Genomic DNA, 26,342 nt, shown 5'->3' with positions numbered 1-26,342 from the left:
TACTCGACACTAAGCATTGACTATGTGACACAGACGGTAGGTGAGGCGGCCGATGCGCGTCAACAAGTGACGCGCGCTTCGGGCCCGCCACAGGACCGGTCCTCACATTCTCCCCCGACGAACCGCGTCATCCGCATCATCGAACTCCTGGCGAGCCCCCAGCAACCACCCCTGTCCCTTGCCGAGATCGTCCGGCGCACGGGCCTGTCCCGGGCCACCGCCCACGCGATCGTCGGTGAACTGATCGAGCACGGCTGGGTGCTGCGCGACTCGAAGACCGGCGCTTTCACCGTCGGACCGGCGTTCGCGGCGCTGGCGCGTGCGACCGGTTCGGCCGACAACGTCGCGCGATGGGCGAGCACATGTGCCCATGAGTTGAGCGACCGGTTCGATCTGGCCGCGTTCGTCGCACAACGGATCGCGCCCGATCTGATCACGGTGACCGACCACGTCGTCCCGGCACGATCCCGCGATCGGGAGGAATCTCCGTGGTTTCGGCACGGGCGCCAGGTCCGTCTCCGGCCGCCCATTTGCCGGGAGTTCATCGCCTATGAGTCCGCCGAGTCCCAGGCCGCGTGGATCGCGCAAGCCCCGGACTCGATCCGCTCTCGACTGCGGCAGGTGCTGCAGACCGTTGCCGAACGCGGGTACTCCATCGAGCGGATGACCGATGACCACGTCGCGATGATCGAGGCACTCGGCACGCTCGACAGCGTTTCGGATCGACTCCGCGCACGGGTGGGCGACCTGCTGACGGAGTTGTCGGCGATCGATTACCTGCCTGCCGAGCTCGATGGCGAGGTGGCGGCCGTGACCGTCGGCGCCCCGATCATCGACTCGTCGGGGCTGGTCGTCGCATCGATCGTGGTATGCCCGAACACCACATTGCCGGCCGCAGACCTGCGGACGTTGGCCGAGGCGGTGCACGCGGCCGCGAGTTCGATCTCGGCGCGACTGCGGTGACACGCGGCTGACCCGGGCCCCCAGACCGGCCGTACACACGACCACCCGTCTACCAACCAAGCACTTGCTAGGTTAAGCTCGGGTCATGAGTGATGCCGTCATCCCGCCCGCACTCGGCCCAGACGATCTGGGTCCGGATTCGTCGCCGGTCGCCTACGAGGTGGGTGGTCCCGAGAGCGCCGTCGCCTACGTGACGCTCAACCGTCCCGAGTACCGCAACGCCCAGAACTCGGTGATGACGTACTCGCTTGACGCCGCGTTCCGCAAGGCGGTCGACGACGCAGCGGTCAAGGTGATCGTGCTACGCGCCAACGGCAAACACTTCTCGGCCGGGCACGACATCGGCACTCCCGAACGTGACTTCGACACCTACTACGACAACGTCGCCACCCTGCACTGGGACCACTCCGACAAGTCCGGCGCCGACCAGCGTCTGGCCCGCGAGATGGAGGTGTACATGGGAATGTGTCGCCGCTGGCGGGAGATCCCCAAGCCGGTCATCGCGCAGGTTCACGGCGCCTGCATCGCGGGTGGGCTCATGCTGGCCTGGATCTGCGACTTCATCGTCGCCTCCGACGACGCCTTCTTCTCCGACCCGGTTGCCCGGATGGGCATACCGGGCGTCGAGTATTTCGCGCACGCCTATGCCCTCGGCACCCGCCGCGCCAAGGAGATCCTGTTCACCGGCGAACGGTTCACCGCAACCCAGGCGGCGGAATGGGGCATGGTCAACCATGTTGTGACCCGCGACGAACTCGTCACGAAGGTCGACACCATCGCAGAGAAGATGACCGCGATGCCGATGCAGGGGCTGTTCCTGTCCAAGAAGGCCGTCAACATCTGCGAGGACCAGATGGGACTGCGCAACTCGATGGACTCGGTCTTCGGGTGGCATCACTACGCCCACGCCGCCAACGCCGAATCCGGCGGCGACTCACTTGGGGGGATGGATGCCAAGTCGATGAAGGCGTCGTCCGGCGCCGGGAGCGGGTCGAATGTGAACGGCAGCGGCAGCTGACATGGACCTCTTCTTCGACGACGACGCCGAGCAGTTCCGCGCCGAGGTGCGTAGCTGGCTCACCGACCACGTTCCTGCCCAACCCCTTCCATCCATGGACACCGCTGAGGGGTTCGAGGCGCACCGCGAGTGGGAACGCACCATGGCCGCCGACCGGATGTCGGTGGTGAGCTGGCCCGAGGAGTACGGCGGTCGCGATGTCGGCCTGTTGCACTGGGTGATCTTCGAGGAGGAGTACTACCGTGCCGGCGCGCCCGGCCGGGTCAGTCAGAACGGCATCTTCCTGCTCGCGCCGACGTTGTTCGAACATGCGCACCCCGATCAGCTCGCGCGCATCATGCCTCGGATGGCGCGCGCCGACGACATCTGGGGGCAGGCCTGGAGCGAACCGGAGGCCGGCAGCGACCTCGCGTCACTCCGCTCCACGGCCACCCGCACCGACGGCGGGTGGTTGTTGAACGGTCAGAAAACCTGGAGTTCACGCTCGAGTTTCGCGGACTGGGCCTTCGGCCTGTTCCGCACGGACAAAGAGGCGCAGCGCCACCGCGGTCTGACCTACTTCATGTTCGACCTACGCAGCCCGGGTGTCACGGTGCGCCCCATCGCGCAGCTCGACGGCGAGCCCGGTTTCGCCGAGTTGTTCCTCGAGGATGTCTTCGTCCCCGACGACCCGGCCGATCCAGGTGGCAGTGGCGTCATCGGCGCCGTCGACAACGGCTGGAAGGTTGCGATGAGTACCGCGGCCAACGAACGCGGGCTGTCGTTGCGTTCTCCGGGGCGATTCCTGGCCACCACCGACAGGCTGGTCGACCTCTGGAAGCGCAATCACGACGCGGTGTACGCGACCGCCAACGTCGATGCGCGCGTGGCGGATGCGTGGATCGGGGCGCGCGCGTACGAGTTGTCGACGTATCAGACGGTCAGTCGCCTCGCCGCGGGTGGACAACTCGGCATGGAGTCGTCGATCAACAAGGTCTTCTGGTCGCAGTGGGACATCGTCGCCCACGAGACGGCGCTGGACCTGCAGGGCGTGGATGCCGAGCTCGACGACGCGTGGATGGACGGCTATCTGTTCTCGTTGTCGGGGCCGATCTACGCCGGCACCAACGAGATCCAGCGCAACGTGATCGCGGAACGGCTCCTGGGCCTGCCGCGTGGGGACCGGTGAACCATGGATTTTCTTCTCTCTGATGTGCACGATGACCTCGCGTCGACCGTCGACGCGCTGCTCACCAAGGCCGATATCCCGGCGCGGGCACGGGCGTGGACCCATGGTGATCACCACCCGGTCGTAGAGGTGGTGACCGCCCTGGCCGAGACCGGGATCACCGGACTGCTCATCGACGAGAGCAGTGGCGGGTCATCGGCCGGTGCCACCGAGATGGTGGTCGCGATGGAACAGGTCGGTCGACATGCCCTGCCCGGGCCGATCGTGGAGACCGTCGCCGTACTACCGGTACTCCTGCGCAGCGCCGGCGTATCGGGCTCGCACCTCAGCGCATTGGCCGAGGGCGCACTGGCCACGTGTGCCATCCCACCCATCGCACCGCTGGCCCCCATCGCCGAAACCTCCTATGTGGTGATCGATGGCGTGCTGAGCACCGCCACCACAACCGACCGGGTAGCAACCGTCGATCCCACCCGAATCCTGGCCGAACTCGGCCCCGACGAAGTCCTCGCCGAGAATGTCGATGTTCACGACGCCGCCGACATCGGCACACTGGCCACCGCCGCCCAACTACTGGGGATGGCGAGCGCCATGCTCGCCTCGGCTGCCGACTATGCGCAGGCCCGCAAGCAGTTCGGGCGGGCGATCGGTTCGTTCCAGGCGGTCAAGCACCACCTCGCCGATGTGGCGATCGCGGTCGAGATGGCCCGCCCGCTCGTCTATGCCGCCGCCTTGGGCGTCGACGGTCTGGTGCCCGAAGGCACCGATGTCCGCCGGGATGTGGCAGCGGCGAAGGTCGCTGCCGGTGACGCCGCCTATCTCGCATCGCGACGCGCACTGCAGGTGCTCGGCGCGATCGGGTACACCACCGAGCACGATCTGTCGCTATATCTCACCAAGACGCGGGCCCTGCTGACCGCGTGGGGTACGCCCGCAGATCTGCGCCGACGAGTCCTGGAGTCACTGTGACCGCAACGACCGAATCGACGGCCATCTCCGCCGAGGATCGCGCCGCCCTCGCCGAGGCGATCAGCGAACTCGTCACCCGCCGAGGCGATTCGGCCAGCGCACGGGCCGCCATGCGACACACCCCGCGGATCGACCGCGCACTGTGGGACACCCTATGCGCCGAGATCGGGGTGGCCTCGTTGCCCATCCCGGAGGCCTACGGCGGGGGCGGTGCGTCGTTCACCGAGACCGGTGCGGTGTTGGAGGAGTTGGGTCGCTCGCTGTGCCCGGTCCCGGTGTTGACCTCTGCACTGGCGACCGCCGCCATCCTGCTCGCCGACGACGACGCGACCAATCGTGAACTCCTGCCCGCGTTGGCCGCCGGCGAACAGATCGCGACCCTGTGCTGGGCGGACCCGCGCGGTTGGTCGTCGCCGGGCGTCAACGCCGACGCCGGATTGCTCTCCGGCGCTGCCGAATACGTTATCGACGCAGAATCTGCCGATCTGTTCATCGTGTTGGCGGGCGGGCGTGAGACCACGACGCTGCACGCCGTCGGAGCCGACGCTGACGGGGTGCGGATCACGCCACTACCGGTCGTCGACGCGAGTCGCCCGCTCGCCCGGGTCGAATTCGACGAGACACCGGCGACGACGATCCCGTCCGGCCCCGATCTCCCGGTTCGCCTGCGCATCCTGGCGTGGGCGTTACTGGCTGTCGAGCAGGTGGGCGGTGCCGCCGCGGCGCTCGACCTGACAGTCGACTACACCAAGTCGCGCAAGCAGTTCGGTCGCACGATCGGTTCGTTTCAGGCTCTCAAGCATCGGATGGCCGACATGTACGCGGCCGTGGAGGCCGCGCGGTCAGTTGCGCGGGCCGCGGTGGCCGCGGCGGTGGCCGGCGCACCCGACGCCGAGGATCTCGCGGCGGCCGCTCACGTGCAGTGTTCGGAGGCGTTCTGTCTCGTCGCCGGCGAGGGCATCCAGCTTCACGGCGGTATCGGGATCACCGCCGAGCACGACATCGCGCTGTTCTTCAAACGCGCTCACGGTAGTGCTCAACTGTTCGGGCAACCGCACGAGGTGATCGACGAGTTGAGTCGCCGCCTACTGGCCTGAGCCTGGCGGACCCGCCGCTCTCCACTCCAGGTCGCCCACGACCATCGCCACCGTCGGAAGCACTCCGACAATGATCCGAGCTCGCCGAACCCGCACTTGACTACTTCACTCCGATGCGCTTAGTGTTGCCGGTATCACAAATTGAAACGTTTCAAAGACCTGTTGTTTCGAAGACCGCCACGTCGGCGTCCTGCTACCGGGCCGTCGCGATCAGCCGAACAGGAGTGACATGCCGCAACGTCAGCGCGTGTGCTTCGTGATGTACCTCAAGCCCGACCGCGTGCAGGACTACCTCGATGCCCACACCACCGTGTGGCCCGCGATGCTCGACGCCCTACGGGAGGCCGGCTGGCACAACTACTCGCTGTTCCTGCGCCCCGACGACGGCATGATCGTCGGCTACCTCGAAACGGACGACTTCGCCGCGGCCACTGCCGCCATGGAGGCCACCGACGTCAACACACGGTGGCAGCGGCAGATGTCGGAGTATTTCCTCCCGGCGAGCACCGCCGACCAGACGGCAGGCGCCAACCCCGACACCGTCCGTAGCGAGCTGATCGAGTACTTCCACCTCGACTGATCGGAGCCTTCCCATCCCCGACCCGGCTTGACCTCATCGACCCCACCCTCTCTACTGAGATCGACGCAAGGAAGCACCATGAAAGTAGGAGCGCGCTCCACCACCGGCTGGCGGGCGACCATCTCGGTCGCCATGTCGAACTACATCGAGGCCGGCTCTATCATCGCCATCGCCACCAGCCTGGCGTTCTGGCAGGACGAGTTCGGCATCAGCAACTTCGCCGTCGGCCTGCTCGCCGCCCTGAGCGCGAACGCCTTCGGCGCCGCCATCGGCGCGGCGATCGGCGGGCCGCTGTGCGACCGGTTCGGCCGCAAGAAGATCTACACCTACGATCTGCTCGTCTACATGGCCGGCGTGCTCCTCGCGGCCTTCGCGGTCAACTACTCCATGCTGCTGGCAGCGTTCATCATCACCGGCATTGCAGTCGGGGCCGGAGTTCCGGCCTCATGGACCTATATCGCCGAAGACGCCCCATCGGTGGAGCGCGCCAAACACGTGGGGACCGCCCAGCTCGCCTGGTCGGTCGGGCCCCTGATCGGTTTCGCGCTCGCGGCCGCGCTGGCGCCGCTCGGACTCCTCGGTTCACGATTGATCTTCCTGCACCTGTTCGTCGTCGCCGCCGTGGTGTGGTGGATTCGTCAGGGACTCGCCGAGTCGAAGATCTGGAAGGACGAGGCGGCGCGCGAGCCACGGGCGATCGAGTCCGCAGTCGGCGCTCGCGGCGTCAAGGGCCTGTTCTCCAAGAAGGTCAACATCACCGCGCTACTTCTTCTCGGCGGCATCTATCTCTTCTGGAACACCGTGGCCGGCCAGGCAGGCATCTTCATGCCGCGGGTGTACGAGACCGCCGGCCTGCACAGCGAGGTCCAGCAGAACCTGTTGCAGGTGCTCGTCTGGGGCTGCACGGTATTGGCCACCTATTTCGGCTTCATGCGCTACGCCGACCGGGTCTCGCAACGTGGCCTGTATGTATTCGGCGCCGCGCTGGGCATCGTCGGCTGGCTGGTGCTGGTCCTGTTCACCGACAGCGGTATCGCGACCATGCTGGTTTTCGCCGTGCTCTGGGGCATCTCGTCGGGCATCGGCGCCCAGGCCTTCTACAGCCTGTGGGCCAGTGAGCTCTTCGCCACGCCGTACCGGGCCAGCGCGCAGGGCATCATGTTCTTCGCCGTCCGTGCCGCGACAGGCCTGCTCAGTTACTTCTTCCCGACGATGCTCGCGGCCACCGGCCTGCCGGCGGTGGGCGCTTTACTCGTCGGCCTGCTGACCGTCGCCCTGGTGATCGGCGCGATCTGGGCGCCCAAGACGCAGGGTAAGACGCTGCAGGAGATCGAGGTCGAACGCTACGGCACGCCACTCTCGCCGGAACTGGGTGGCACCCCCTCGGGCACTGATCTCGCGGCCCCCCGGCCGGTCACGCACACTCCAGCCTGATCGCCGCCTACACCCCCTCATTGAAACGTTCCAACACTTCCGCCGCCGGTGCTTCCTCCCGACGCCGGCGGCGGGGGCTCCACCGAAGGACCCCTCATGACCACCATTGACGAGACGATCCTCGACAACCTCCAAATCGAGCTCCCCTCCTGGGCGTTCGGCAACTCCGGCACCCGGTTCAAGGTGTTCGGCACCCCGGGCACCCCGCGCACCGTGCACGAGAAGATCGCCGACGCCGCCAAGGTCAACGAACTGACGGGCCTGGCGCCCTCGGTCGCTCTGCACATCCCGTGGGACACCGTCGACGACTACCGCGCGCTCGGCCGGTACGCCGAGGATCTCGGGGTTGCGCTGGGCACCATCAACTCCAACACCTTTCAGGACGACGACTACAAGTTCGGCAGTCTCACCCACACCGACAAGACGGTCCGGCAGAAGGCCATCGACCACCACCTCGCCTGCATCGACGTGATGGGTCAGACAGGTTCGCGCGATCTGAAGATCTGGCTGGCCGACGGCACCAACTACCCCGGACAGGGCGACATCCGCGGCCGCCAGGACCGTCTCGCCGAGTCACTGGCCACGATCTACCAACACATCGGCGACGACCAGCGACTTGTTCTGGAGTACAAGTTCTTCGAGCCCGCCATGTACGTGACCGATGTGCCCGACTGGGGCACTTCCTACGCGCACGTCAGCGCGCTCGGCGAACGGGCGATGGTCTGCCTCGACACCGGACACCACGCCCCGGGCACCAACATCGAGTTCATCGTCGCCCAGCTGCTCCGCCTCGGGAAGCTCGGCTCGTTCGACTTCAACTCCCGCTTCTACGCCGACGACGACCTCATCGTCGGCGCCGCGGACCCGTTCCAGCTGTTCCGCCTCCTGTTCGAGGTGGTGCGCGGCGGCGGCCTGGACACCGGCTCACCGGTGGCGCTGATGCTCGACCAGTGCCACAACGTAGAGGACAAGATCCCCGGCCAGATCCGATCGGTGCTCAACGTGCAGGAGATGACCGCACGTGCGCTGCTCGTGGACACCGACGCCCTGACCGCCGCCCAGGAGGCCGGCGATGTGCTGGGCGCCAACGCCATCATGATGGGCGCCTTCTACACCGACGTCCGCCCGATGCTCGCGCAGCGCCGCGAATCCCGCGGCCTACCGGCCGATCCGATGGCCGCCTTCGCCGCCTCCGGGTACGCCGAGCGCATCGCCGACGAGCGCGTGGGGGGCACCCAGTCCTCCTGGGGCGCCTGACCTACCGAACCCATCCCGAGGAGAACCGAACTCATGACCAACCCCACCGTCACCGAACTCATCGCGCGGTCCAACCGCCTCGGCGCCGATCCGAAGAACACCAATTACGCCGGCGGCAACACCTCGGCCAAGGGCACCGACACCGACCCGGTCACCGGCGAGGACGTCGACCTCCTGTGGGTCAAGGGCTCCGGCGGAGATCTGGGCACGCTCACCGACAAAGGGCTGGCTGTGTTGCGGCTAGACCGGATGCGCGCGCTCGTCGACGTCTACCCCGGCCTCGAGCGTGAGGACGAGATGGTCGCCGCCTTCGACTACTGCCTGCACGGCAAGGGCGGCGCCGCCCCGTCCATCGACACCGCCATGCACGGCCTGGTCGACGCCGCACACGTCGACCACCTGCACCCCGATTCCGGCATCGCGATCGCCACCGCCGCCGACGGGGAGGCGTTGACCCGCAAGATCTTCGACGACCGCGTCGTGTGGGTGCCGTGGCGCCGACCGGGCTTCCAGCTCGGCCTCGACATCGCCGCGATCAAGCAGGCAAACCCGCAGGCCATCGGATGCATCCTCGGCGGTCACGGCATCACCGCGTGGGGAGACACCTCCGCAGAAGCCGAGGCGAACTCGCTGGAGATCATCGAGTCCGCCGAGCGCTACATCAGCGCCAACGGTCGCCCGCAGCCGTTCGGCTCGCAGCTCGACGGTTACGGCGCATTGCCCGCCGACGAGCGTCGCGTCAAGGCTGCTGCGCTGGCGCCTTTCATCCGTGGCCTCGCCTCAGTGGACCGTCCGCAGGTCGGTCACTTCACCGACGTCGACCCAGTGCTGGAATTCCTGGCGGCCTCCGAACATCCGCGCTTGGCCGAGCTCGGCACCAGCTGCCCGGACCACTTCCTGCGCACCAAGGTCAAGCCGCTGGTGTTGGACCTGCCCGCATCGGCGACGATCGAGGAGAGCAAGCAGCGTCTGGCCGAACTGCACGAGAGCTACCGCGCCGACTACCGCGCCTACTACGATCGGCACGCCACCGCCGACAGCCCCGCGATGCGCGGTGCCGACCCGGCGATCGTGCTCATCCCGGGCGTCGGCATGTTCAGCTTCGGCAAGGACAAGCAGACCGCACGCGTGGCCGGTGAGTTCTACCTCAACGCGATCAACGTGATGCGCGGGGCCGAAGCCGTCTCCACCTACGCACCCATCGACGAATCGGAGAAGTTCCGCATCGAGTACTGGGCACTCGAGGAGGCCAAACTCGCCCGCATGCCCAAGCCCAAACCCCTGGCCACCCGCATCGCGCTGGTGACCGGTGCGGCATCGGGTATCGGCAAGGCAATCGCTGCGCGTCTCGCCGCCGAAGGTGCCTGCGTCGTCATCGCCGACCTCGACGCCGCGAAGGCCCAGGCCGCGGCCGAGGAAATCGGGTCGACAGACGTGGCGATCGGTGTAGCCGCCGACGTCACCGACGAAGCTGCCGTGCAGGAGGCGATTGATGCCACGGTGCTCGCCTTCGGTGGCATCGACCTCGTGGTCAACAATGCCGGGCTGTCGTTGTCGAAATCGTTGCTCGACACCACCGCCGCCGACTGGGATCTCCAACACAGCGTGATGGCGCGCGGTTCGTTCCTGGTGAGCAAGGCCGCTGCCCGCGCTTTGATCGACCAGAAACTCGGCGGCGACATCCTCTACATCTCGTCGAAGAACTCGGTTTTCGCCGGCCCCAACAACATCGCCTACTCGGCCACCAAGGCCGACCAGGCCCACCAGGTGCGGCTGCTCGCGGCCGAGCTCGGCGAGCACGGCGTCAAGGTCAACGGCATCAATCCCGATGGTGTGGTGCGTGGTTCGGGGATCTTCGCCGGCGGGTGGGGCGCCCAGCGCGCCGCGGTGTACGGCGTCGAGGAGAAGGACTTGGGCAAGTTCTATGCGCAGCGCACCCTGCTCAAGCGCGAGGTGCTACCGGAGAACATCGCCAACGCCGCGTTCGCGCTGTGCACCTCGGACTTCTCGCACACCACCGGTCTGCACGTGCCGGTGGACGCGGGCGTCGCGGCCGCATTCCTGCGATGAGGCGCTCTGACCGGTCGGCCCAGGTCGCCGCGATCGACCTGGGCGCGACCAGCGGACGTGTCATGCTCGCCGACATCTCGCCGGGCCGGCTCGAACTCGAGCAGGTCGCCCGGTTCGGCAACGACCCGGTCCACCTCTTCGACGGCCGACGGACGGCACTGCACTGGGATGTGCCCGGCCTGTTCCGCGAGGCCTGCGCCGGACTGGCCGAAGCCGGCCGCCGATCCGACGACCTCGTCGGGATCGGAATCGACTCCTGGGCCGTCGACTACGCACTACTGCGCGACGGACGCATGCTGGGGCTGCCGCATCACTATCGTGACGACCGGACCGCCGCCGGTGTGAAGGCGGTGCACGCAGAACTCGACCCGGCGGATCTGTATGTGCGTAACGGGCTGCAGTTCTTGCCATTCACCACCGTGTATCAGTTGGCCGCCGAGAAGCGCGATGGCCTGCTCGACCACGCCGACAGCGCGCTGCTCATCCCCGACCTGCTCGCCTACTGGCTCACCGGACGCCGCGGCACCGAACGCACGAACGCCTCGACCACCGGGCTGCTCGGTATCAACGGCCAGTGGGATACCGCGATGATGGAGCGCCTGAATCTGCCGGTCGGGCTGTTTCCCGAGATCGTGGAAACCGGATCCGATCTGGGATCGCTGCTTCCCGAGGTCACCGACCGGTTGGGGCTGGCCGACGCGCCACACGTGACCGCGGTCGCCTCACACGACACCGCCTCCGCAGTTGCGGCGATCCCCATGGACCCATCGTCGGCGGCCTATATCTCGTGCGGCACCTGGGGTCTCGTGGGTGTGGAACTCGAGTCACCAAACGTCTCGCGTGCCGGATGGAAGGCCAACTTCACCAACGAGGTCGGCGCCGACGGCCGGATTCGCTATCTGCACAACGTGATGGGCCTGTGGCTGCTCAGTGAGACGGTGCGGCACTATCAGCGCGACGGCTACCGGGCAGATCTGTCCGAACTGCTCGCCCAGGCCGCCGATGTCACACCGGCGTTCGACGTCTTCGACACCGACGACGCGCGATTCCTACCGCCCGGCGACATGCCCGGGCGTATCCGGGATTGGTACGCCGAACGCGGCATGCGGCCGCCGATGACGTTTCCGGAGATGGTGCGGGCCATCATCGAAAGCCTCGCCGCGGCGTTCGCCGAGACCGTGCAGCGGGCCGCCACACTGTCCGGGAAAACGGTGCAGACAGTACATCTCGTCGGAGGCGGATCGCAGAACCGGTTGTTGTGTCAGCTGACCGCCGACCGTCTGGGTCTACCCGTGCTGGCCGGGCCGGTCGAGGCGACCGCGCTGGGCAACGTGTTGATCACCGCGCGCGCCCATGACCTCATCGACGGTGACCTGGAGGCGATGCGCCACATCGTCGCCGACCGCTTCCCGCCGCAACACTACGTTCCCCGCCGCACGCACGTGCCCCCGCGCCGCGACGCGGTCGGGGCAGGAAAGGCATGATCATGAAACGTCGAGTTCCCAAGGTGGCAGATCTCGCGCCGTTGATGCAGTTCAAGAAGCCGCAGTTCGACGCCAAGAAGCGGCGTCTGGACGCCGCGCTGACCATCGACGATCTGCGCACGATCGCCAAACGCCGCACCCCGAAGGCCGCGTTCGACTACACCGACGGCTCAGCCGAAGCCGAACTGTCCATCGCCCGGGCCCGCCAAGCGTTCGCCGACATCGAATTCCACCCGGCGATCCTGCGTGACGTGTCCAAGGTCGACACCTCGTGCACCATCCTGGGCGGACGTTCGGAACTACCCTTCGGAATCGCACCGACCGGCTTCACCCGCATGATGCAGACCGAAGGCGAATACGCCGGCGCCCGCGCCGCCGGCCACGCCGGCATCCCCTTCTCACTGTCGACGATGGGCACCGCCTCCATCGAGGACGTCAAAAACGCGAACCCGTCGGGCCGCAACTGGTTCCAGCTGTACATGTGGAAAGACCGCGAACGCTCGATGGCACTGGTCGAACGCGCCGCCAACGCCGGCTACGACACCCTGCTGGTCACCGTCGACGTACCGGTCGCCGGTGCCCGCCTGCGCGACAAACGCAACGGCATGTCCATCCCACCGGCATTGACCGCGAAAACCGTACTCAACGCCCTGCCCCGGCCACAGTGGTGGATCGACTTCCTCACCACCGAACCCCTCGCGTTCGCCTCGCTGGACCGCTGGTCGGGCACCGTCGCCGAACTGCTCGACACCATGTTCGACCCCACCGTCACCTTCGACGATCTGGCCTGGATCACACGCCAGTGGCCAGGCAAACTGGTCGTCAAGGGCATCCAGACCATCGACGACGCCAAAGCCGTCACCGACCTCGGCGTCGACGGCATCGTGCTGTCCAACCACGGTGGACGCCAACTCGACCGCGCACCCATCCCGTTCCACCTGTTGCCCGAGGCGGCCCGCGAGGTCGGCAACGACACCGAGATCATCCTCGACACCGGCATCACCTCCGGCGCCGACATCGTCGCGTCGGTCGCCCTGGGTGCCCGCTTCACCCTCATCGGCCGCGCCTACCTCTACGGCCTGATGGCCGGCGGCGAAGCCGGCGTGAACCGAACGATCGAGATCCTCGCCGAGCAGATCACCCGCACCATGCGCCTACTCGGAGTCGCCTCGCTCGACGAACTGACACCGGCGCACGTCACCCAACTCCAACGGTTGGCGCCACGCGATCGTCACGTGCAGTCCCAGCCACCTGCCATGTAGCACTCGGCCGCGAGCCGAGCGTCGGCCCAACGCCGGTCGCGCAGCGACGAACGGAGTGAGGGGCGTATCGAGACCCCCGCCGGCGCCTCGATACGCCCCTACACCGCCGCGTCGACCTTCCGCCGCTCCGCGAACTGATCGCTCAGCCCGACGACCAAAGCGATCAACACCAGCCCGGCCGCGGTCATCAGGCCGAAGCGGAACGCGTGCGCCCAATCTCCATGCGTGGCCACCACCTGGCCAAAGAACACCGCGCCGACCAGTGCGATGCCGGCCGCCGAACCGATACGCTGCCCGGTCTGCAGCACGCCGCCGGCGATACCGGCCTTGGTCACCGGGATCTTGTCGAGACTCAAGGTCAGGTTGGGTGAGATCACCAGTCCGGACCCGACACCGGCAACCAGCAGCGGGAACGCCGCAGCGTAGCCGACGTTGTGACCCGGCACGAGGTAGGCGGCCAGCACCGTGGTGAGCATGCCGACGAACACGAGCGCAAGTCCGACGATCACCAGTGGCCTGCCAGTCTTCTCGACCAGCTCACCGCCGACACGCGCCGACACCGCGGAGCCGAGCGCAAACGGAGTCACCGCCAGGCCGGCCATCAGGGCCGAATATCCCAGCCCCTGTTGGACATACAGCGTATAGATGAAGAACACCGTGGTGAAACCGGCGAAGTACACCAGGGCGATCATGCATCCCAGACTGTACGAGCGAATGGTGAACAACGACAGATCGACAAGCTGTTGACGCCCTTGTCGACCCTGATGTCGTTCCCACATCACGAAAGCCGCGATGGACACCGCGGCGATGATCAGCAGCAGCCATTTCGCATCTCCGGTCCACTGCTGGGCCTGCACCATCGGCAGCATCAGACTGAGCACACCCACGCCGAGAAGAACCACGCCGACCGGGTCGAACGACGACAACCGCAGGGCCTGTTTGGTTTCGGCCGGCCGAGCCGGGATCAGTCGAAGTGCCGCAACGAATGCGACCACGCCGATCGGGACGTTGACGAAGAACACCCACCGCCAGCCGTGCTCGGCGCCGCCGAGTTGGATGAGGGCACCGCCCAACAGTGGCCCGACCGCGGTGGAGATGCCGATCGTGGCCGCGAACATGCCGAAGGCACGGCCACGTTCGGCTCCGCGGAACAACAACTGGATCAGTCCGGACACCTGTGGGGACAGGATGCCGCCGGCCACGCCTTGGACCAACCGGGCGATCACCAGCGTCATCGGTCCCTGTGCGAGCCCACACGCCGCCGATGCGACGACGAACAGTGTGAGCCCCACGAGGAAGGTCGTCTTGCGGCCGCGCGCATCGCCTACCCGGCCGGCGGGGACAAGTACCAACCCGAACGCGAGCGCGTACCCGGAGACGATCCACGACAGGTCGGCCGACGATGCGCCGATCCCCTGTTCGATCGAGGGCAGAGCGACGTTGACGATCGATACGTCGAGGAGTGTCATGAATCCGACGACCAGACAGACGGCGAGTGCCTTCCAGCGTCGGGGGTCCGGCTGGTACTGGTCGGAGAACGGGTCGCCGGGTGTGGCCATGTCTGTAGTCAACCATCGCCGACCGTGTCGGGTCGGTTCCCCGAGCCCTATCTGGTGAGATGAACTCATGGGTGTGAGCATGCGCGACGTCGCCACCGCGGCGTCGGTGTCGGTCGGCACGGTCTCCAACGTGCTCAATTCCCCCGACAAGGTGTCCCCGTCGACGGTTGCGCGGGTCCAGGCAGCAATCGACAGTCTCGGTTTCGTGCGCAACGACGCCGCCCGCCAACTCCGCGCCGGACGGTCGCGATGTGTGGGGCTGGTGGTGCTCGACGTCGGCAACCCGTTCTTCACCGACATCGCGCGCGCGGCCGAACGCGAGGCCGGTGACCACGACCTGACGGTGCTGCTGGGTACCTCGGATGAGGATGCGTCCCGCGAGTCCGCCTACGTCGACACCTTCGATGAGCAGCGGGTGTTCGGCCTGATGGTCTCGCCGGTGGGGGACGATCTCGGACGACTCGACGCGTTACGTCGCCGTGGAACGCCGGTGGTGTTGGTCGACCGTGACGCGACCGGTTCCCCATTCGACTCGGTCGCCGTCGACGACATAGCAGGTGGGCGGATGGCGGTGGACCATCTGTGCGGGCTCGGCCGTCGCCGGATTGCCTATGTGGGCGGCCCGTTGACCCTGCGGCAGGTGGCCGACCGCCGCCGCGGGGCCGAGGCCGCGATCGCGGCGGTGCCCGGGGCGAGCTTGGAGGTCATCGAGACACCGACCCTGAGCGTGCTCGCGGGACGCGGCGTCGGCGACGAACTGCAGCGCCGGCGCCCGGCCGAACGACCCGACGCGGTGTTCTGCGCGAACGACCTCGTCGCCATGGGTGTGCTGCAGTCGTTCACGATGATGGGCGGCTCGGTGCGGGTACCCGAGGACATCTCGCTGATCGGGTACGACGACATCGACTTCGCCCGTTCGGCGGTCGTGCCGCTGTCGTCGATCCGACAGCCAACCGCACGGATCGGCGCCACGGCCGTGGAGTTGCTCCTCGCGGCGGCCTCGGATTCACCACATCGCCACACCCCGTCGAATCCCGTGTTCCAGCCCCAACTGGTCGCCCGGGCATCGACACTCGGTGCAGGGCACCAGTGAGGGTGCGAGTCACCGAAAGCGGCGTAACAGGTTCTCCAGCGGGCCGGACAGCAACAGGAGCAGTAGCGGCCACACATCAGCGTCCGGCACGACGATGGCGATGATCAACGCGACCATCAGCAACAGCAACGTACCCACCCCGGACCGGTGGGCCAGCCAATCCTCGGTGTCCTCCCCGGCGATCAGCAGTTCCCGATGTCGCCGACCCCACGCCGTCATCGCCACCAGCGACATGATGGAGACCGCCAGCACGCCGATGTACGCGGCGTTGGCACGATCGACATGACGGTTGTCCATCATCGCAGTCACGAATGGCAAGATCACGATGGTCAGCAGCCACACGAAGTGAAGCTCGAACAGCACCTTGTCGTAGGCCCGGAAGTTCTCCATCATCCGGTGGTGGTTGCGCCAGAGCACCCAGATCACGATGAAGCTGACGGCGAAACTGACGATGTCAGATAGGTGATCGGACAGAACCGTGCCGACCGAGGTCTCGTCTGCGATCTCGTCGGGGATGTCGGCGAGCGGAAGCACCAGCAGTGTCAACGCGATCGCCACCACCGCGTCGGAGAAGGCGATCAGCCGCCGGAACCCCTCCTCGGTGCGCCGGGACTGGTATTCGGACATGGGCGCAACCATACGGTGAGTCCTGCGGGTCCGCCTCCGAAAATTCCGGTCAGGGCGCGAACGCCGCCGCGACCGCGTCGTCGGTGAGCCCGTAGTCGGCAAGGCTGTACCGGTGCTGCGGTTTGCGATCCCCCGACCGACTCTCGTCGTCGAGGGCGACCATCGCCGCTCGGGCGTCGTCGGTGAAGTCGGCGCCGAGCGCTGCATAGACCCGCTCGACGGTGCCGAAGGGATCGGCACGAAGATCGGCGAAGTCGACGTCGACGAATTGTGCCGGATCGTACTTGCGTCGCGCGGCCTCGAACTCACGGAGCCCACGCGACCACAACTCCAACTGCGTGCGACCGATCGTGTCGCCGACAAAAGTGTTCGACCATCCCGGTGTCGCGTTCTCCGCGAGACTGCACATCGACGCGATGATGGTCTCGGGTGGGCGATGGGTCTGGATGACCAACGCATCGGGGTAGGCCGCCATCAGCGCATCGAGGGCGAACATGTGACTGGGATTCTTGAGCACCCAGCGCTTGTCCGGGTCGTTGAGACCGATCATCTGCAGGTTGCGACGGTGTCGCGCATAGGCCGGGCTCCAATCCTGCTCGGCCAGCCACCGCGAGTAGGTCGGCAGGTAGGCCAACGACTCATAGGAGATCGACATGACGTTCTGGCGCAACAGCTGCCAGCATTCCTCGACCTCGGCCGCGCTCATGTAGTGCAAGCCCATGAACTCGGGGTTGTCGACGTGATGCTGTTCGAGTCCGGCGTCGATCTGTTGGTAGATCGGGTTCGACGCCCAACTGTCCCGGGGCGGACGCGGCTGCGGGAACTCCGCCAGCCACATCTGTAAACCCTGGTGCGCGGGGTCTGCGGTCAGCAGGCGGTGCAGCGCGGTGGTTCCGGTGCGCGGCAGCCCGGTGACGAAGATCGGACGGGTCAGGGAAACCTCCGCATACGCGGGATTGTTCTTCCACGACGACTCCGACAGCAGGCGTGCGATGAGCGCGCCTTTGAGGAAGAAGCGGAACATCTTGCTGCCTATCTCCGTGAGATCGGCATCGCGTGCATACGATTCCAGCAAGACTTCCAGGGCCGGCAGGTAGTCCTGATCGCCGAAGTCGTCGAGACCTGTTGCCCGGGTGGCCGCTTCGTGCAGATCGTCGACAGTTCCGACGTCGCGCCGAGGTGCGACACTAGTCATGGTATTCCCCGCAGTTCACGTCGAGGGTGTGTCCGGTGATGGCGCTGGCCATCGGTGAGGCAAGAAACACCACGGCCTCGGCGATCTCGTCGGGCTCGGGCAACCGTTTCAGGTCAGACTTGCTCGCGGTCTGCTCGTAAACCTGCTCGGGCGTGATGTCGTACTTCTTCGCGATCTCGCCGAAGTACCACTTCAGCTGGTCGTCCCAGATGTATCCCGGCGCCACGGTGTTGATGCGAATACCCTTGTCGCCCAGCTCGGTCGCCAGCGTCTGCGACATCGCCAGCAGGGCCGACTTCGCCAACTTGTAGCTGCCGTATCGGGGTTCGGAATGGCGGATCACCATCGAGTTGATGTTGACGATGGCGCCGTCGACGTCGGCCAGCCGGTCGGTGAACGCCTTGATGACCCGCAGCGTGCCCAGCACGGTCAACTCCAGGCTCGCGGTGATGTGGTCGAAGTCGGTACGCGCGAGCGGCTTCATCGACGGCAGCGCGAACGCGTTGTTCACCAGCACATCCGCGCGGCCGAACTCGTCGATCGTCGATGACACCAGGGCGTCGACCGCGTCGTCGTCGGAGATGTCGGTCGGCACCACGAAGGACCGCCCGCCCCTGCCGAGCGCATCGATCTCGGCGGCAACCTCTTTGAGCCGGGACTCGGTGCGTGCGGCGAGCACCACATGTGCGCCCGCCGCCGCAGCGCGCAGGCAGATCGACCGACCCAGACCAGGTCCGACCCCGGACACGACGACGACCTTGTCGGCGAGCAATCCGCTACCGCTCACAGCAGCATCCTCTCCGCGAACGCGCGCTGACGCGCCGCAATACGCTCGGCCCAGCCGGCCGCGTCGACCGTGTTGTGGGACAGGTAGGGCAGATGCTGCGCCACATCGCCGATGTCGATCACCTGAGCTCTCGGGCCGTCGTCGGTCGTGATCGGCTGATCGGTCCGCTGCCACCGGAACTGCATGATGCCGCTGGTGCGGCCGGTGGTCTCGATCCAGTTCGCGATGCCGGGGTTACGGCGCGACACCACCATCCGGATCATGCCGTCGGGGTCCACCTGTGCCTGTGCCGAGTTGAGGCTGGTCTGGTGGTTGACGTAGTCCAGCGAGATGTACCACATGCTGCCCAGCTGGAAGCCTTGATATGGGGCCGACGATTTCGGAACGGTGATGACCATTGCCTCGTTGTCGGCGAGTCGGAAGTGCCCGACCGACGAATATTGGGTCGCCAATCCGCCTGGCGTAAGCCGTGGCGTGGTGAAGGTGTTGACCGGTTCGTCGAGGTAAAACCACTTGGGGAAGTTGAACCAGGTGTTGATCCGCGATGTGAGCATCTTGCCTGCGGTGGCGTAACGTCTCGTCACCCGCGCGAGGTCGGGTTCGGTCGGTGCCGTGCCCGCGGTGTCGAGTCGTTCGATCCAGATGGCGCCCTTGTGCTGCGTCCAGTCGCTGTACACCTCTCGAACCGACAGCATCGAGGCGCCGTCGGCGAGTACGAAGTAGTCCGGTCGCTCGCCCTCGATGGGCGGGCCGAAGGTGATCTCGAAGTCGCCATTGGCGTCGATCGGGATGCGCCGGTCGTCGAAGGCGTCGTCGCCGCCGGGGACCGACGACGGCGTGTAGTCCCCGGTGAGCACCTGAAAGCTGAGATCCGCTGTGCTGCCACGATGTCCGCGGACGACGTAGGTACCACCGTCTTCCAGGTCGGCGTGATAGTAGAGGGTGTCCGGGTTGTCGAGCCCCATCTTGGTGGTCGGGCCCGTCGACGTGATGAAGTTCGGGTGGCTCTTCTGTCGCGACCGGACGAGCTGCACGATGGCTGCGATGCTGCCGGCGAGGTAGTCGTACCCTTCGGCAAGGTCTTGTTCGCTGTTCACGAAGTCCGCCGACGCTATCATTTGCTCGGCCTCGGCGATGGCGTCGGTGAGCGGCGCGGTGACGCCGACCGGCGGGGTAATCGAATGGGACACAACTTCGGATTGATCGGTCACTCGTACCCCAACCCGATGATCGAGTAGGCGACGAACGGAGTGAGGAGCCGTATCGAGATCATAGCCAGGTATCGCCTCCGGTCCAGGTGAGGAAGTTCTCCAGTTCGGCTTGCGCCGGTGTCACGCGCGGGTGTTCGGTCGACAGGTAGCCGCCGCGATAGAACAGCAACGGCTTGTCCTGCAACACTTCACCGAGGGTCAGCGCGCGACCGATGACGATGTGATGGTCGCCGCCGTCGGTCACCCGTTCCACGTCGCACTCGACCCAGGTCAGGGCGTGCCGAATGACCGGCAGCCCGGCCGGCGACGGGTCCCAGGTGACATGGCGGAACTTGTCGTCGCCGGGAGCTCCGAAGGCCGCGCTCACGTCCTGCTGCCGGTTGGACAGCACGTTGACACAGAACTTTCCGTTCTCCTCGATGACCTTCCAGCTCCGCGACGACTTCTTGGGGCAGAACAGCACCAACGGCGGGTCGAGCGACAACGCGGCGAACGACTGACAGGCGAAGCCCACCGGGCCACCGTCTGCGTCGGTCGTGGTGATCACGGTGACACCGGTACAGAACTGACCCATCGCGGTGCGGAACTGGCGACTGTCGAAGTCGGCCGAACCGTACGGCGTGCGGGTCATGTCGGTGCTGGTCATCTCACTTGAACCCGACTGTGAAGTCGTGACCCCAGAGGCTGACCGCGGTGCTCTCCCGGGCGATCCATTCGTTGTCGTCGACTGTTCTTCCCTCGCAACCGAATTCGATGTCGAACCCACCGGGCGTCTTCATATAGAAGGACAGCATCAGATCGTTGACATGGCGACCCAGAGTCGCCGACATCTTCACCTTCTTGCGCAACGCGCGATCCAGGCAGAGGCCGACGTCGTCGGAGTTCTCCACCTCCACCATCAGGTGCACGATGCCGGTGCTGTTGGGGATCGGCAGGAATGCCAGCGAATGATGACGCGGGTTACAGCCCAGGAATCGCAGCCATGGCGACTCCTCCCCCTCCTCGCGTCCGACGGCCTGCGGCGGCAGGCGCATCGAGTCACGCAGTGCGAAGCCGAGCACGTCGTGATAGAAGGCCAGCGCAGCCTTGTCGTCGTCGCAGGTCAGCACGACATGCCCCAACCCCTGCTCGCCGGTGACGAACTTGTGGCCATACGGGCTCACCACCCGCCGATGTTCCAGTGCGACGCCGTGGAACACCTCCAGGGTGTTGCCGGCGGGATCGTCGAACACGATCATCTCGACCACCCGACGGTCCGCGAGCTCGAAATCCTTGGCCTCGCGGAACACCACCCCGGCCGTCGACAGGCGATCTCGAACATCTTGCAGCGCTGCGGCGTTCGCACACTCCCAGCCGGACACATCGAGACGGTCGTGTTCGCCCGGAACGATCACCAGCCGCGCTGGGAAGTCGTCCATCCGCAGGTAGAGCCCACCCTCGGTGAGCCCCTTGCCCTCCACCATGCCGAGCACTTTCAGGCCGTATTCGCGCCAGGCATCGACGTCGGTCGCCTCGATCCGCATGTATCCCAGGGATCGGATCGGACTGTCACTCATCTGTTGACTCCTCTAGATTGTCACGCACCAGCGGGACGTGTTCCTCCACCTCACGAGGAGTCACACCATCGTGTCGCCGATGGGAATCCCGAACTCGCCGTTGCCGAATGCCACGTACGCCCGCTCCGGATCGTTGGCGGCATGTACCCGGCCGGCGTGCGCGTCGCGCCAGAATCGCTGGATGGGGGTGCCGTTCTCCAACGCGTGCGCCCCGGAGTTCTCGAAGAGGCGGTCGATTGCCGAGATCGCCCGGCCCGAGGCCCGCACCTGATCCCGGCGCGCAGCCAACCGCAATTCCATCGGGATCTCTTCACCGGCAAGGATCAGATCGTACTCCGCTTGCAGGTTGCCCGACAATTGCCGCCATGCGGCGTCGATGTCGCTGGCCGCCTCAGCGATCCGCACCTTGGCGAACGGATCCTCCTTGGCCTTCTCACCGGCGTAGGCGGCACGCACCCGCTTTCCCTGATGTTCGACGTGGGCGTGGTAGGCGCCGTAGGCCATGCCGACGATGGGAGTGGCGATGGTGCTCGGATGAATTGTGCCCCAGGGCATCTTGTAGACCGGTGCGGTGTTCTGCTCGAGTCCGGGGCTCTGCCCCATGCTCATGGTCCGCATGCTGAGCATCCGGTGACGCGGCACGAACACATCCTTGACCTCGATGGTGTTCGATCCGGTGCCCCGCAAGCCCACCACGTTCCACACGTCCTTGATCGTGTAGTCGCTGCGCGGGATCAGGAAGCTGACGAAGTCGACCGGCTTGCCGTTCTTGATGACCGGGCCACCCACGAACACCCAATCGGCGGTCTCACAGCCCGACGACCACGCCCACGAGCCGTTGACCTTGTACCCACCATCGACCACTTCGCCCATCCCCATCGGCGCGTACGACGACGAGATACGGACGTTGGTGTCGGCACCCCACACATCTTCCTGCGCCTGCTGGTCGAACAGGGCCAGATGCCAGTTGTGGATGCCGATGATCCCGGAGACCCAGCCCGTGGAACCGCATGCGGACGCGATCCGACGCACCGCCTCGTAGAAAGTCACCGGGTCGACCTGATGGCCGCCCCACTGCTCGGGCTGCATCAGCTTGAAGAAGCCGGCACCCTCGAGGCTCGACACCGTCTCGTCCGGGATGCGCCGCAGATCCTCGGTCTGCTGCGCGCGCTGCTCGATCTCGGGGAGGAGAGCATTGATCTTCTCCAGGACCTGTTCGGCCGCTTCGCTACGTTGATGTGCTGGCATCTCGCCCGCTCCTACTCGTTGCTCGACGACCTCGGCGGCCGCCCCTGGTTCCCATCTGCTGATGAGATTAGAACACGTTCTCATTTATGTCGAGCACTGGGACTTTGGGCCCATTTGCTGGTCCTAATCACCGCCACATGCAGCGATCGACTCGTCATTTTTGTAACATGTTCTAGTATTGAGACCGTACCGATTCGAGCGGAACGAGCGAATCACACGCCAGAACAGGAGTAACGGATGTCAGCGACCCCCGAGGCGACCGCAGGCGTCACCGCCCACGGCGACGACGTCGCCGTTCGCGAGATCGACACCGGCACGCCCCCGACCCGGTTCGCGCGCGGCTGGCACTGCCTTGGCCTCATCGACGACTTCACCGACGGCAAGCCGCACTCCGTGCACATCTTCGGCACCAAGTTGGTCGTGTGGGCCGATTCGAAGGGCGAGATCAACGTCCTCGACGCCTACTGCCGACACATGGGCGGAGACCTCTCGCAGGGCAGTGTCAAGGGCGACAACGTGGCATGCCCATTCCACGGCTGGTTGTGGAAGGGCAACGGCCGCTGCGCCGGCGTTCCTTACGCCAAGCGCAACCCGAAGCTCGCCAAGACCCGAGCGTGGCCGACGATGACCCGCAACGGTCAGGTGTTCGTCTACAACGATCCCGAGGGCAACCCGCCGCCCGAGGAGTGCATCATCCCCGAGCTCGACGAGGTCGGCTCCGACGAGTGGACTCCGTGGACGTGGAATCGCATCGTCATCGAGGGTTCCAACTGCCGCGAGATCATCGACAATGTCGTCGACATGGCGCACTTCTACTATGTGCACTTCGCCCTGCCCGACTACTTCAAGAACGTGTTCGAGGGCGAGGTCGCCGCGCAGTACATGAACTCGCACGGGCGACCGGACGTCACACTCGGCACCAATTACGGTGACAGCCGGCTGGAGTCGATCGCCGCGTATTACGGCCCGTCGTACATGCTCAACCCGATGGTGCAGTACTACGGCGGTTTCGCGATCGAGACGATCCTGACCAACTGCCACTACCCCATCGACGAGAACTCGTTCGTGCTGATGTACGGCGTGATGGCCAAGGTTCCCGAGGGCCTGACCGCCGAACAGGCCGCGAAGATGGCGTCGAAGATCACCGCCGGCGTCGAAGTCGGATTCTTGCAGGACGTCGAGATCTGGAAGAACAAGACGCGCATCGACAATCCACTCCTCGTCGAGGAGGACGGACCTGTCTATCAGCTGCGCCGCTGGTACGAGCAGTTCTACGTCGACAAGGCCGATGTCGACGAGGAGATGACGCAGCGCTTCGAATACGAGATCGACACGTCGAAGGCCCTGGAGAGCTGGGGCGTGGAGATCGAGGAGAACCTGCGGCGCCAGGAGGAAGAGGCTGCCGAAGAGTCCGGGGCGCCGGCGGCCGAGCCCACAGAGAAGGCGCAGGTGTGAGGCGATGACACGGGCGGCCGCGCGCCAGGTGGCGTCGGGAGGTCGTGGCTGGGCCAAGGCCCCCGACTTCGACGACGATCCCGAGCGCCTGGCTGCCGTGCACGCCGCCACCGAACGCGATCGCGCACACTATCTACGTGGCGGGATGCGCGAAATCGAGTGCCGGTCGTGTCATGCGTGCGTGCTGGTCAAGAAGACCAGCACGTTCCACACCAGCGTGCAGTGGACCGCCGACGCCCGCGAGCGCTGCAACGAACTCGAGCAAGCCGACGACGGGGGCAAGGCCTTGTTGCCGGGCGCGATGATGCCGACGTGCCCGCGGCTGTCGGCCAGTATCGACCACGGCGTGGCCGAGGGTATCATCCCGCCCGAGTCGCCGGAGAGCGACCCCGACGGGTACTGGTGAGTCCACGCCGCCCGTCTCCGCGCGCTCTGCGATCTCGGGCGCCCAGCGTGATCCCCGCCCTCGGGAAAGCGCCCCACAGATGCGCCCCCGCCAGAGCCGCCGCGAACATTATGTCGACGGAAGGGCTCACCCGGGCGTTTCTATGGGGCGCTTTTCGGGACCCGCGACCACAGTTGGGACGGCACCGAGCACATGTGGTCACAAATTTCTTCACCACTCTCAATCGAAACTTGAGACAAGCGCAGCACCGTCCGTCACTCTGATGTCATGCACAACATCCGACGCCGCCTTGTCGCTGCGCTGTGCGCGGCCGGCATCGTGGTGGGCGTCGGCTTCGGAGTAGGCACTCCGGCGATGGCCGACACCGGCTCATCGGGCTCCTCCGGCTCCGTCGAGATCTACCTCCCCATCCCGACACCGGCAGGTATGCAGGCGCTCTCTGCTGCCATGACCCAGGTCGGGCGACCCTACAAATGGGGTGGGACGGGCCCGTGGTCATGGGATTGTTCCGGTCTGATGCAGTGGGCGTTCTCCACCGCCGGCATCCGACTACCGCGAACCAGTCAGGAGCAGGCGCGGGTCGGCCATGCGATCCCATTGTCAGCGCTGGCCCCGGGCGACATCATCATCTTCTATCGCGACGCCAGCCACGTCGGCATCTACGCCGGCTTCGGTCAGGTGTTCAACGCCTATGGGCCCAACGGGGCACCGATCGGGTTCACCCCGCTGAATCACTGGTCGTACATCAAGACGATCCGTCGGCTGGGGTGAGGGCGGCCGCCACCACCAGTCCGATGAGCGCTATCGCGACGATCAGGATGCCGAGCAGGCCGTAACCCACGTCCACCAACGGTGACTCCACCCGAATCGCATCCTGCACCTGCTGGTCGAACAGATGCCCCCCGGGATCGGCCAGTGCCGGGATCGTCACCGCCAACGTCGCGACGGCACCGAGCCCGACGACCGCCACCGCCGGCCACCGCAGTCGCGGGCGCCACCACGCAAGGAGTGACACGACCGTGATGATCGCCCCGAACGTCACCGTCCACAGCCCGGGACGCAGGGTGTGCTCCTCGAGAAATGCGACATCCTCGGCGGTGGCGCCGGGCACCCGAACCCGGCCGAGTCCGGTGATCGACGGCTGCACTCCTTCGTCGGAGATCCCCCACGGGACGAGACTGAAGCCGATCAACAGCAATCCACCGAGTGCAGCGATCGGCCAGGTGAATCGACGGATCGTGGCTCGTGCCCGGTCGGCTCCGTCGCTCATTCCTCCAGGGTGCCATGCGGCCAGAATGGATCGCGGCCGGTCAGACCGGCCAGTCGGTCGATGAGACGGGCGTCGTCGGGGACAGCGACGACGGGCCCGAACATTCCGTCCCGCTCGCTCTGCGGGCCCGGCGGATGGTGGAAGTCGAACACAACCTGGAGGATTTCCTCGGGCAACGCATAGTCGATGCCGATCGCGCGTGCCACATCCCAGCCGTGCAGCACCAGCTCCGACAGGGCAATGGTGCCCATGACCTCGGCCGGGGCCTCGACACCGCCGGCCTGTGTCATACCGTCCCGGCCCCGGGAGTGTTCCATGCGTCGGCGAGATCCCGCACATGACGACGCAGCGCATCGGGCCAGTCCGGTGCCAGCTCGCTGTGCGCCGGGTCCGGCGGCGTCGATGTCAGCGGGCCGAAGTCCTTTCTTGCGGCCGCGGCGAACGCCTGCGACAACCCGTCGACGTGGCCCAGCAACGCGGCCAGGTCCATCTCGGCGCAGGGACTCGGGCGGCGCAGCATCGCATCGGTGATCGGGTCCGTCATCGCGATCATCTCGTCGGCGGCCACCGAGATCTGCCGGGCGTGGGTGGTGTCGTTGGGCATGTCGGTACTCCTCACGTCGGTTCCACTCA

At 66.2% G+C, this 26,342-nt stretch carries 26 protein-coding genes; 15 read left to right on the top strand and 11 right to left on the bottom strand.

Annotated elements, in window-relative coordinates; genetic code table 11:
* Positions 1 to 24: 24 nt before the first annotated feature.
* The 11 genes from OSB52_RS05000 to OSB52_RS04950 all read left to right on the top strand — a co-directional run bounded on the left by OSB52_RS05000 (position 25) and on the right by OSB52_RS04950 (position 13,302).
* Positions 25 to 963 (top strand): IclR family transcriptional regulator, encoded by a 939-nt coding sequence (locus OSB52_RS05000; RefSeq protein ID WP_266060494.1) that lies wholly within the window; start codon positions 25 to 27, stop codon positions 961 to 963.
* Between the two features lie 85 nt (positions 964 to 1,048).
* A complete protein-coding gene (locus OSB52_RS04995) occupies positions 1,049 to 1,981 on the top strand; it encodes an enoyl-CoA hydratase (protein ID WP_266060493.1) in 933 nt (310 codons plus the stop codon).
* Between the two features lies 1 nt (position 1,982).
* Positions 1,983 to 3,149 (top strand): acyl-CoA dehydrogenase family protein, encoded by a 1,167-nt coding sequence (locus OSB52_RS04990; RefSeq protein ID WP_266060492.1) that lies wholly within the window; start codon positions 1,983 to 1,985, stop codon positions 3,147 to 3,149.
* A 3-nt stretch (positions 3,150 to 3,152) separates the two neighbouring features.
* Positions 3,153 to 4,118 (top strand): acyl-CoA dehydrogenase family protein, encoded by a 966-nt coding sequence (locus OSB52_RS04985; RefSeq protein ID WP_266060491.1) that lies wholly within the window; start codon positions 3,153 to 3,155, stop codon positions 4,116 to 4,118.
* The gene (locus tag OSB52_RS04980) at positions 4,115 to 5,215 is read left to right on the top strand and encodes an acyl-CoA dehydrogenase family protein (protein WP_235725264.1); all 1,101 of its coding nucleotides are present in this window, start codon (positions 4,115 to 4,117) and stop codon (positions 5,213 to 5,215) included. The genes OSB52_RS04985 and OSB52_RS04980 overlap by 4 nt, the downstream gene beginning before the upstream one ends.
* Before the next feature lie 229 nt (positions 5,216 to 5,444).
* Complete coding sequence (locus OSB52_RS04975; protein WP_266060488.1) at positions 5,445 to 5,795, top strand: L-rhamnose mutarotase; 351 nt, start codon at positions 5,445 to 5,447, stop codon at positions 5,793 to 5,795.
* 78 nt (positions 5,796 to 5,873) lie between these two features.
* The gene (locus OSB52_RS04970) at positions 5,874 to 7,229 is read left to right on the top strand and encodes an MFS transporter (protein WP_266060487.1); all 1,356 of its coding nucleotides are present in this window, start codon (positions 5,874 to 5,876) and stop codon (positions 7,227 to 7,229) included.
* 96 nt (positions 7,230 to 7,325) lie between these two features.
* On the top strand, positions 7,326 to 8,486 hold the full coding sequence (rhaI, locus tag OSB52_RS04965) for an L-rhamnose isomerase (RefSeq protein ID WP_266060485.1): 1,161 nt from the start codon (positions 7,326 to 7,328) through the stop codon (positions 8,484 to 8,486).
* Between the two features lie 33 nt (positions 8,487 to 8,519).
* Positions 8,520 to 10,556, top strand: a complete 2,037-nt coding sequence (locus OSB52_RS04960) for a bifunctional aldolase/short-chain dehydrogenase (protein ID WP_266060483.1) — start codon at positions 8,520 to 8,522, stop codon at positions 10,554 to 10,556.
* Positions 10,553 to 12,040 (top strand): rhamnulokinase, encoded by a 1,488-nt coding sequence (locus OSB52_RS04955; protein ID WP_266060481.1) that lies wholly within the window; start codon positions 10,553 to 10,555, stop codon positions 12,038 to 12,040. Before OSB52_RS04960 ends, OSB52_RS04955 begins: the two co-directional genes overlap by 4 nt.
* Before the next feature lie 2 nt (positions 12,041 to 12,042).
* Positions 12,043 to 13,302 carry an alpha-hydroxy acid oxidase gene (locus tag OSB52_RS04950; RefSeq protein ID WP_277614889.1) on the top strand — a complete coding sequence of 420 codons (1,260 nt, stop codon included), beginning with the start codon at positions 12,043 to 12,045 and terminating at the stop codon, positions 13,300 to 13,302.
* A 98-nt stretch (positions 13,303 to 13,400) separates the two neighbouring features.
* Here OSB52_RS04950 and OSB52_RS04945 read toward each other — a convergent pair whose 3' ends face one another.
* The gene (locus OSB52_RS04945; RefSeq protein ID WP_266060479.1) at positions 13,401 to 14,861 is read right to left on the bottom strand and encodes an MFS transporter; all 1,461 of its coding nucleotides are present in this window, start codon (positions 14,859 to 14,861) and stop codon (positions 13,401 to 13,403) included.
* A gap of 67 nt (positions 14,862 to 14,928) precedes the next feature.
* Between OSB52_RS04945 and OSB52_RS04940 the strand changes: the two genes are divergently transcribed.
* Positions 14,929 to 15,954, top strand: coding sequence for a LacI family DNA-binding transcriptional regulator (locus tag OSB52_RS04940; protein ID WP_235725257.1), 1,026 nt, complete (start codon positions 14,929 to 14,931; stop codon positions 15,952 to 15,954).
* A gap of 9 nt (positions 15,955 to 15,963) precedes the next feature.
* On the opposite strand, the gene OSB52_RS04935 is transcribed toward OSB52_RS04940, so the two are convergent.
* The 7 genes from OSB52_RS04935 to hsaA all read right to left on the bottom strand — a co-directional run bounded on the left by OSB52_RS04935 (position 15,964) and on the right by hsaA (position 22,578).
* The gene (locus OSB52_RS04935) at positions 15,964 to 16,581 is read right to left on the bottom strand and encodes a TMEM175 family protein (RefSeq protein WP_266060478.1); all 618 of its coding nucleotides are present in this window, start codon (positions 16,579 to 16,581) and stop codon (positions 15,964 to 15,966) included.
* Between the two features lie 49 nt (positions 16,582 to 16,630).
* The gene (locus OSB52_RS04930; RefSeq protein WP_266060477.1) at positions 16,631 to 17,776 is read right to left on the bottom strand and encodes a sulfotransferase family protein; all 1,146 of its coding nucleotides are present in this window, start codon (positions 17,774 to 17,776) and stop codon (positions 16,631 to 16,633) included.
* Entirely contained in the window at positions 17,769 to 18,563 is a 795-nt protein-coding gene (locus OSB52_RS04925; RefSeq protein ID WP_266060475.1) for an SDR family oxidoreductase, read from the bottom strand. Before OSB52_RS04925 ends, OSB52_RS04930 begins: the two co-directional genes overlap by 8 nt.
* A complete protein-coding gene (locus OSB52_RS04920; protein ID WP_266060474.1) occupies positions 18,560 to 19,753 on the bottom strand; it encodes a hypothetical protein in 1,194 nt (397 codons plus the stop codon). Before OSB52_RS04920 ends, OSB52_RS04925 begins: the two co-directional genes overlap by 4 nt.
* A gap of 79 nt (positions 19,754 to 19,832) precedes the next feature.
* Positions 19,833 to 20,405, bottom strand: a complete 573-nt coding sequence (gene hsaB / locus OSB52_RS04915; RefSeq protein WP_266060560.1) for a 3-hydroxy-9,10-secoandrosta-1,3,5(10)-triene-9,17-dione monooxygenase reductase subunit — start codon at positions 20,403 to 20,405, stop codon at positions 19,833 to 19,835.
* A 16-nt stretch (positions 20,406 to 20,421) separates the two neighbouring features.
* Positions 20,422 to 21,330: an iron-dependent extradiol dioxygenase HsaC gene (gene hsaC, locus OSB52_RS04910; protein ID WP_266060473.1), complete on the bottom strand. Its 909-nt coding sequence runs from the start codon at positions 21,328 to 21,330 to the stop codon at positions 20,422 to 20,424.
* A gap of 60 nt (positions 21,331 to 21,390) precedes the next feature.
* The gene (gene hsaA / locus OSB52_RS04905) at positions 21,391 to 22,578 is read right to left on the bottom strand and encodes a 3-hydroxy-9,10-secoandrosta-1,3,5(10)-triene-9,17-dione monooxygenase oxygenase subunit (RefSeq protein WP_266060471.1); all 1,188 of its coding nucleotides are present in this window, start codon (positions 22,576 to 22,578) and stop codon (positions 21,391 to 21,393) included.
* A gap of 237 nt (positions 22,579 to 22,815) precedes the next feature.
* Between hsaA and OSB52_RS04900 the strand changes: the two genes are divergently transcribed.
* From OSB52_RS04900 to OSB52_RS04890, 3 genes are all read left to right on the top strand, one after another.
* Complete coding sequence (locus tag OSB52_RS04900; protein WP_266060470.1) at positions 22,816 to 24,033, top strand: 3-ketosteroid-9-alpha-monooxygenase, oxygenase component; 1,218 nt, start codon at positions 22,816 to 22,818, stop codon at positions 24,031 to 24,033.
* 4 nt (positions 24,034 to 24,037) lie between these two features.
* Entirely contained in the window at positions 24,038 to 24,439 is a 402-nt protein-coding gene (locus tag OSB52_RS04895; protein WP_266060468.1) for a hypothetical protein, read from the top strand.
* 267 nt (positions 24,440 to 24,706) lie between these two features.
* The gene (locus OSB52_RS04890; protein ID WP_372512323.1) at positions 24,707 to 25,210 is read left to right on the top strand and encodes a C40 family peptidase; all 504 of its coding nucleotides are present in this window, start codon (positions 24,707 to 24,709) and stop codon (positions 25,208 to 25,210) included.
* Here OSB52_RS04890 and OSB52_RS04885 read toward each other — a convergent pair.
* From OSB52_RS04885 to OSB52_RS24955, 3 genes are read right to left on the bottom strand one after another with little or no spacing between them, the layout of a single operon-like run.
* Positions 25,185 to 25,709: a hypothetical protein gene (locus tag OSB52_RS04885; RefSeq protein WP_266060467.1), complete on the bottom strand. Its 525-nt coding sequence runs from the start codon at positions 25,707 to 25,709 to the stop codon at positions 25,185 to 25,187. The two genes, OSB52_RS04890 and OSB52_RS04885, sit on opposite strands and share 26 nt — an antisense overlap.
* Complete coding sequence (locus OSB52_RS04880; RefSeq protein ID WP_266060557.1) at positions 25,706 to 26,113, bottom strand: TIGR03086 family metal-binding protein; 408 nt, start codon at positions 26,111 to 26,113, stop codon at positions 25,706 to 25,708. Before OSB52_RS04880 ends, OSB52_RS04885 begins: the two co-directional genes overlap by 4 nt.
* Positions 25,996 to 26,313 carry a maleylpyruvate isomerase N-terminal domain-containing protein gene (locus OSB52_RS24955; RefSeq protein ID WP_266060466.1) on the bottom strand — a complete coding sequence of 106 codons (318 nt, stop codon included), beginning with the start codon at positions 26,311 to 26,313 and terminating at the stop codon, positions 25,996 to 25,998. The genes OSB52_RS04880 and OSB52_RS24955 overlap by 118 nt, the downstream gene beginning before the upstream one ends.
* Positions 26,314 to 26,342: the final 29 nt, after the last annotated feature.

It is taken from the genome of Gordonia aquimaris, from assembly GCF_026262595.1.
Lineage (GTDB): Bacteria > Actinomycetota > Actinomycetes > Mycobacteriales > Mycobacteriaceae > Gordonia > Gordonia tangerina.
This window is presented reverse-complemented; position numbering and strand designations above follow the sequence as displayed.

Coding starts and splice junctions, on each gene's coding strand:
- OSB52_RS04985 (WP_266060491.1), top strand. CDS start 3,153: ATGGATTTTCTTCTCTCTGATGTGCACGATGACCTCGCGTCGACCGTC.
- OSB52_RS24955 (WP_266060466.1), bottom strand. CDS start 26,313: ATGCCCAACGACACCACCCACGCCCGGCAGATCTCGGTGGCCGCCGAC.
- OSB52_RS04945 (WP_266060479.1), bottom strand. CDS start 14,861: ATGGCCACACCCGGCGACCCGTTCTCCGACCAGTACCAGCCGGACCCC.
- hsaA (WP_266060471.1), bottom strand. CDS start 22,578: ATGCCAGCACATCAACGTAGCGAAGCGGCCGAACAGGTCCTGGAGAAG.
- OSB52_RS04935 (WP_266060478.1), bottom strand. CDS start 16,581: ATGTCCGAATACCAGTCCCGGCGCACCGAGGAGGGGTTCCGGCGGCTG.
- OSB52_RS04990 (WP_266060492.1), top strand. CDS start 1,983: ATGGACCTCTTCTTCGACGACGACGCCGAGCAGTTCCGCGCCGAGGTG.
- OSB52_RS04940 (WP_235725257.1), top strand. CDS start 14,929: ATGGGTGTGAGCATGCGCGACGTCGCCACCGCGGCGTCGGTGTCGGTC.
- OSB52_RS04890 (WP_372512323.1), top strand. CDS start 24,707: ATGCACAACATCCGACGCCGCCTTGTCGCTGCGCTGTGCGCGGCCGGC.
- OSB52_RS04975 (WP_266060488.1), top strand. CDS start 5,445: ATGCCGCAACGTCAGCGCGTGTGCTTCGTGATGTACCTCAAGCCCGAC.
- OSB52_RS04950 (WP_277614889.1), top strand. CDS start 12,043: ATGAAACGTCGAGTTCCCAAGGTGGCAGATCTCGCGCCGTTGATGCAG.
- rhaI (WP_266060485.1), top strand. CDS start 7,326: ATGACCACCATTGACGAGACGATCCTCGACAACCTCCAAATCGAGCTC.
- OSB52_RS04960 (WP_266060483.1), top strand. CDS start 8,520: ATGACCAACCCCACCGTCACCGAACTCATCGCGCGGTCCAACCGCCTC.
- OSB52_RS04900 (WP_266060470.1), top strand. CDS start 22,816: ATGTCAGCGACCCCCGAGGCGACCGCAGGCGTCACCGCCCACGGCGAC.
- hsaB (WP_266060560.1), bottom strand. CDS start 20,405: ATGACCCGCACGCCGTACGGTTCGGCCGACTTCGACAGTCGCCAGTTC.
- hsaC (WP_266060473.1), bottom strand. CDS start 21,330: ATGAGTGACAGTCCGATCCGATCCCTGGGATACATGCGGATCGAGGCG.
- OSB52_RS04955 (WP_266060481.1), top strand. CDS start 10,553: ATGAGGCGCTCTGACCGGTCGGCCCAGGTCGCCGCGATCGACCTGGGC.
- OSB52_RS04895 (WP_266060468.1), top strand. CDS start 24,038: ATGACACGGGCGGCCGCGCGCCAGGTGGCGTCGGGAGGTCGTGGCTGG.
- OSB52_RS04885 (WP_266060467.1), bottom strand. CDS start 25,709: ATGAGCGACGGAGCCGACCGGGCACGAGCCACGATCCGTCGATTCACC.
- OSB52_RS04995 (WP_266060493.1), top strand. CDS start 1,049: ATGAGTGATGCCGTCATCCCGCCCGCACTCGGCCCAGACGATCTGGGT.
- OSB52_RS04970 (WP_266060487.1), top strand. CDS start 5,874: ATGAAAGTAGGAGCGCGCTCCACCACCGGCTGGCGGGCGACCATCTCG.
- OSB52_RS04930 (WP_266060477.1), bottom strand. CDS start 17,776: ATGACTAGTGTCGCACCTCGGCGCGACGTCGGAACTGTCGACGATCTG.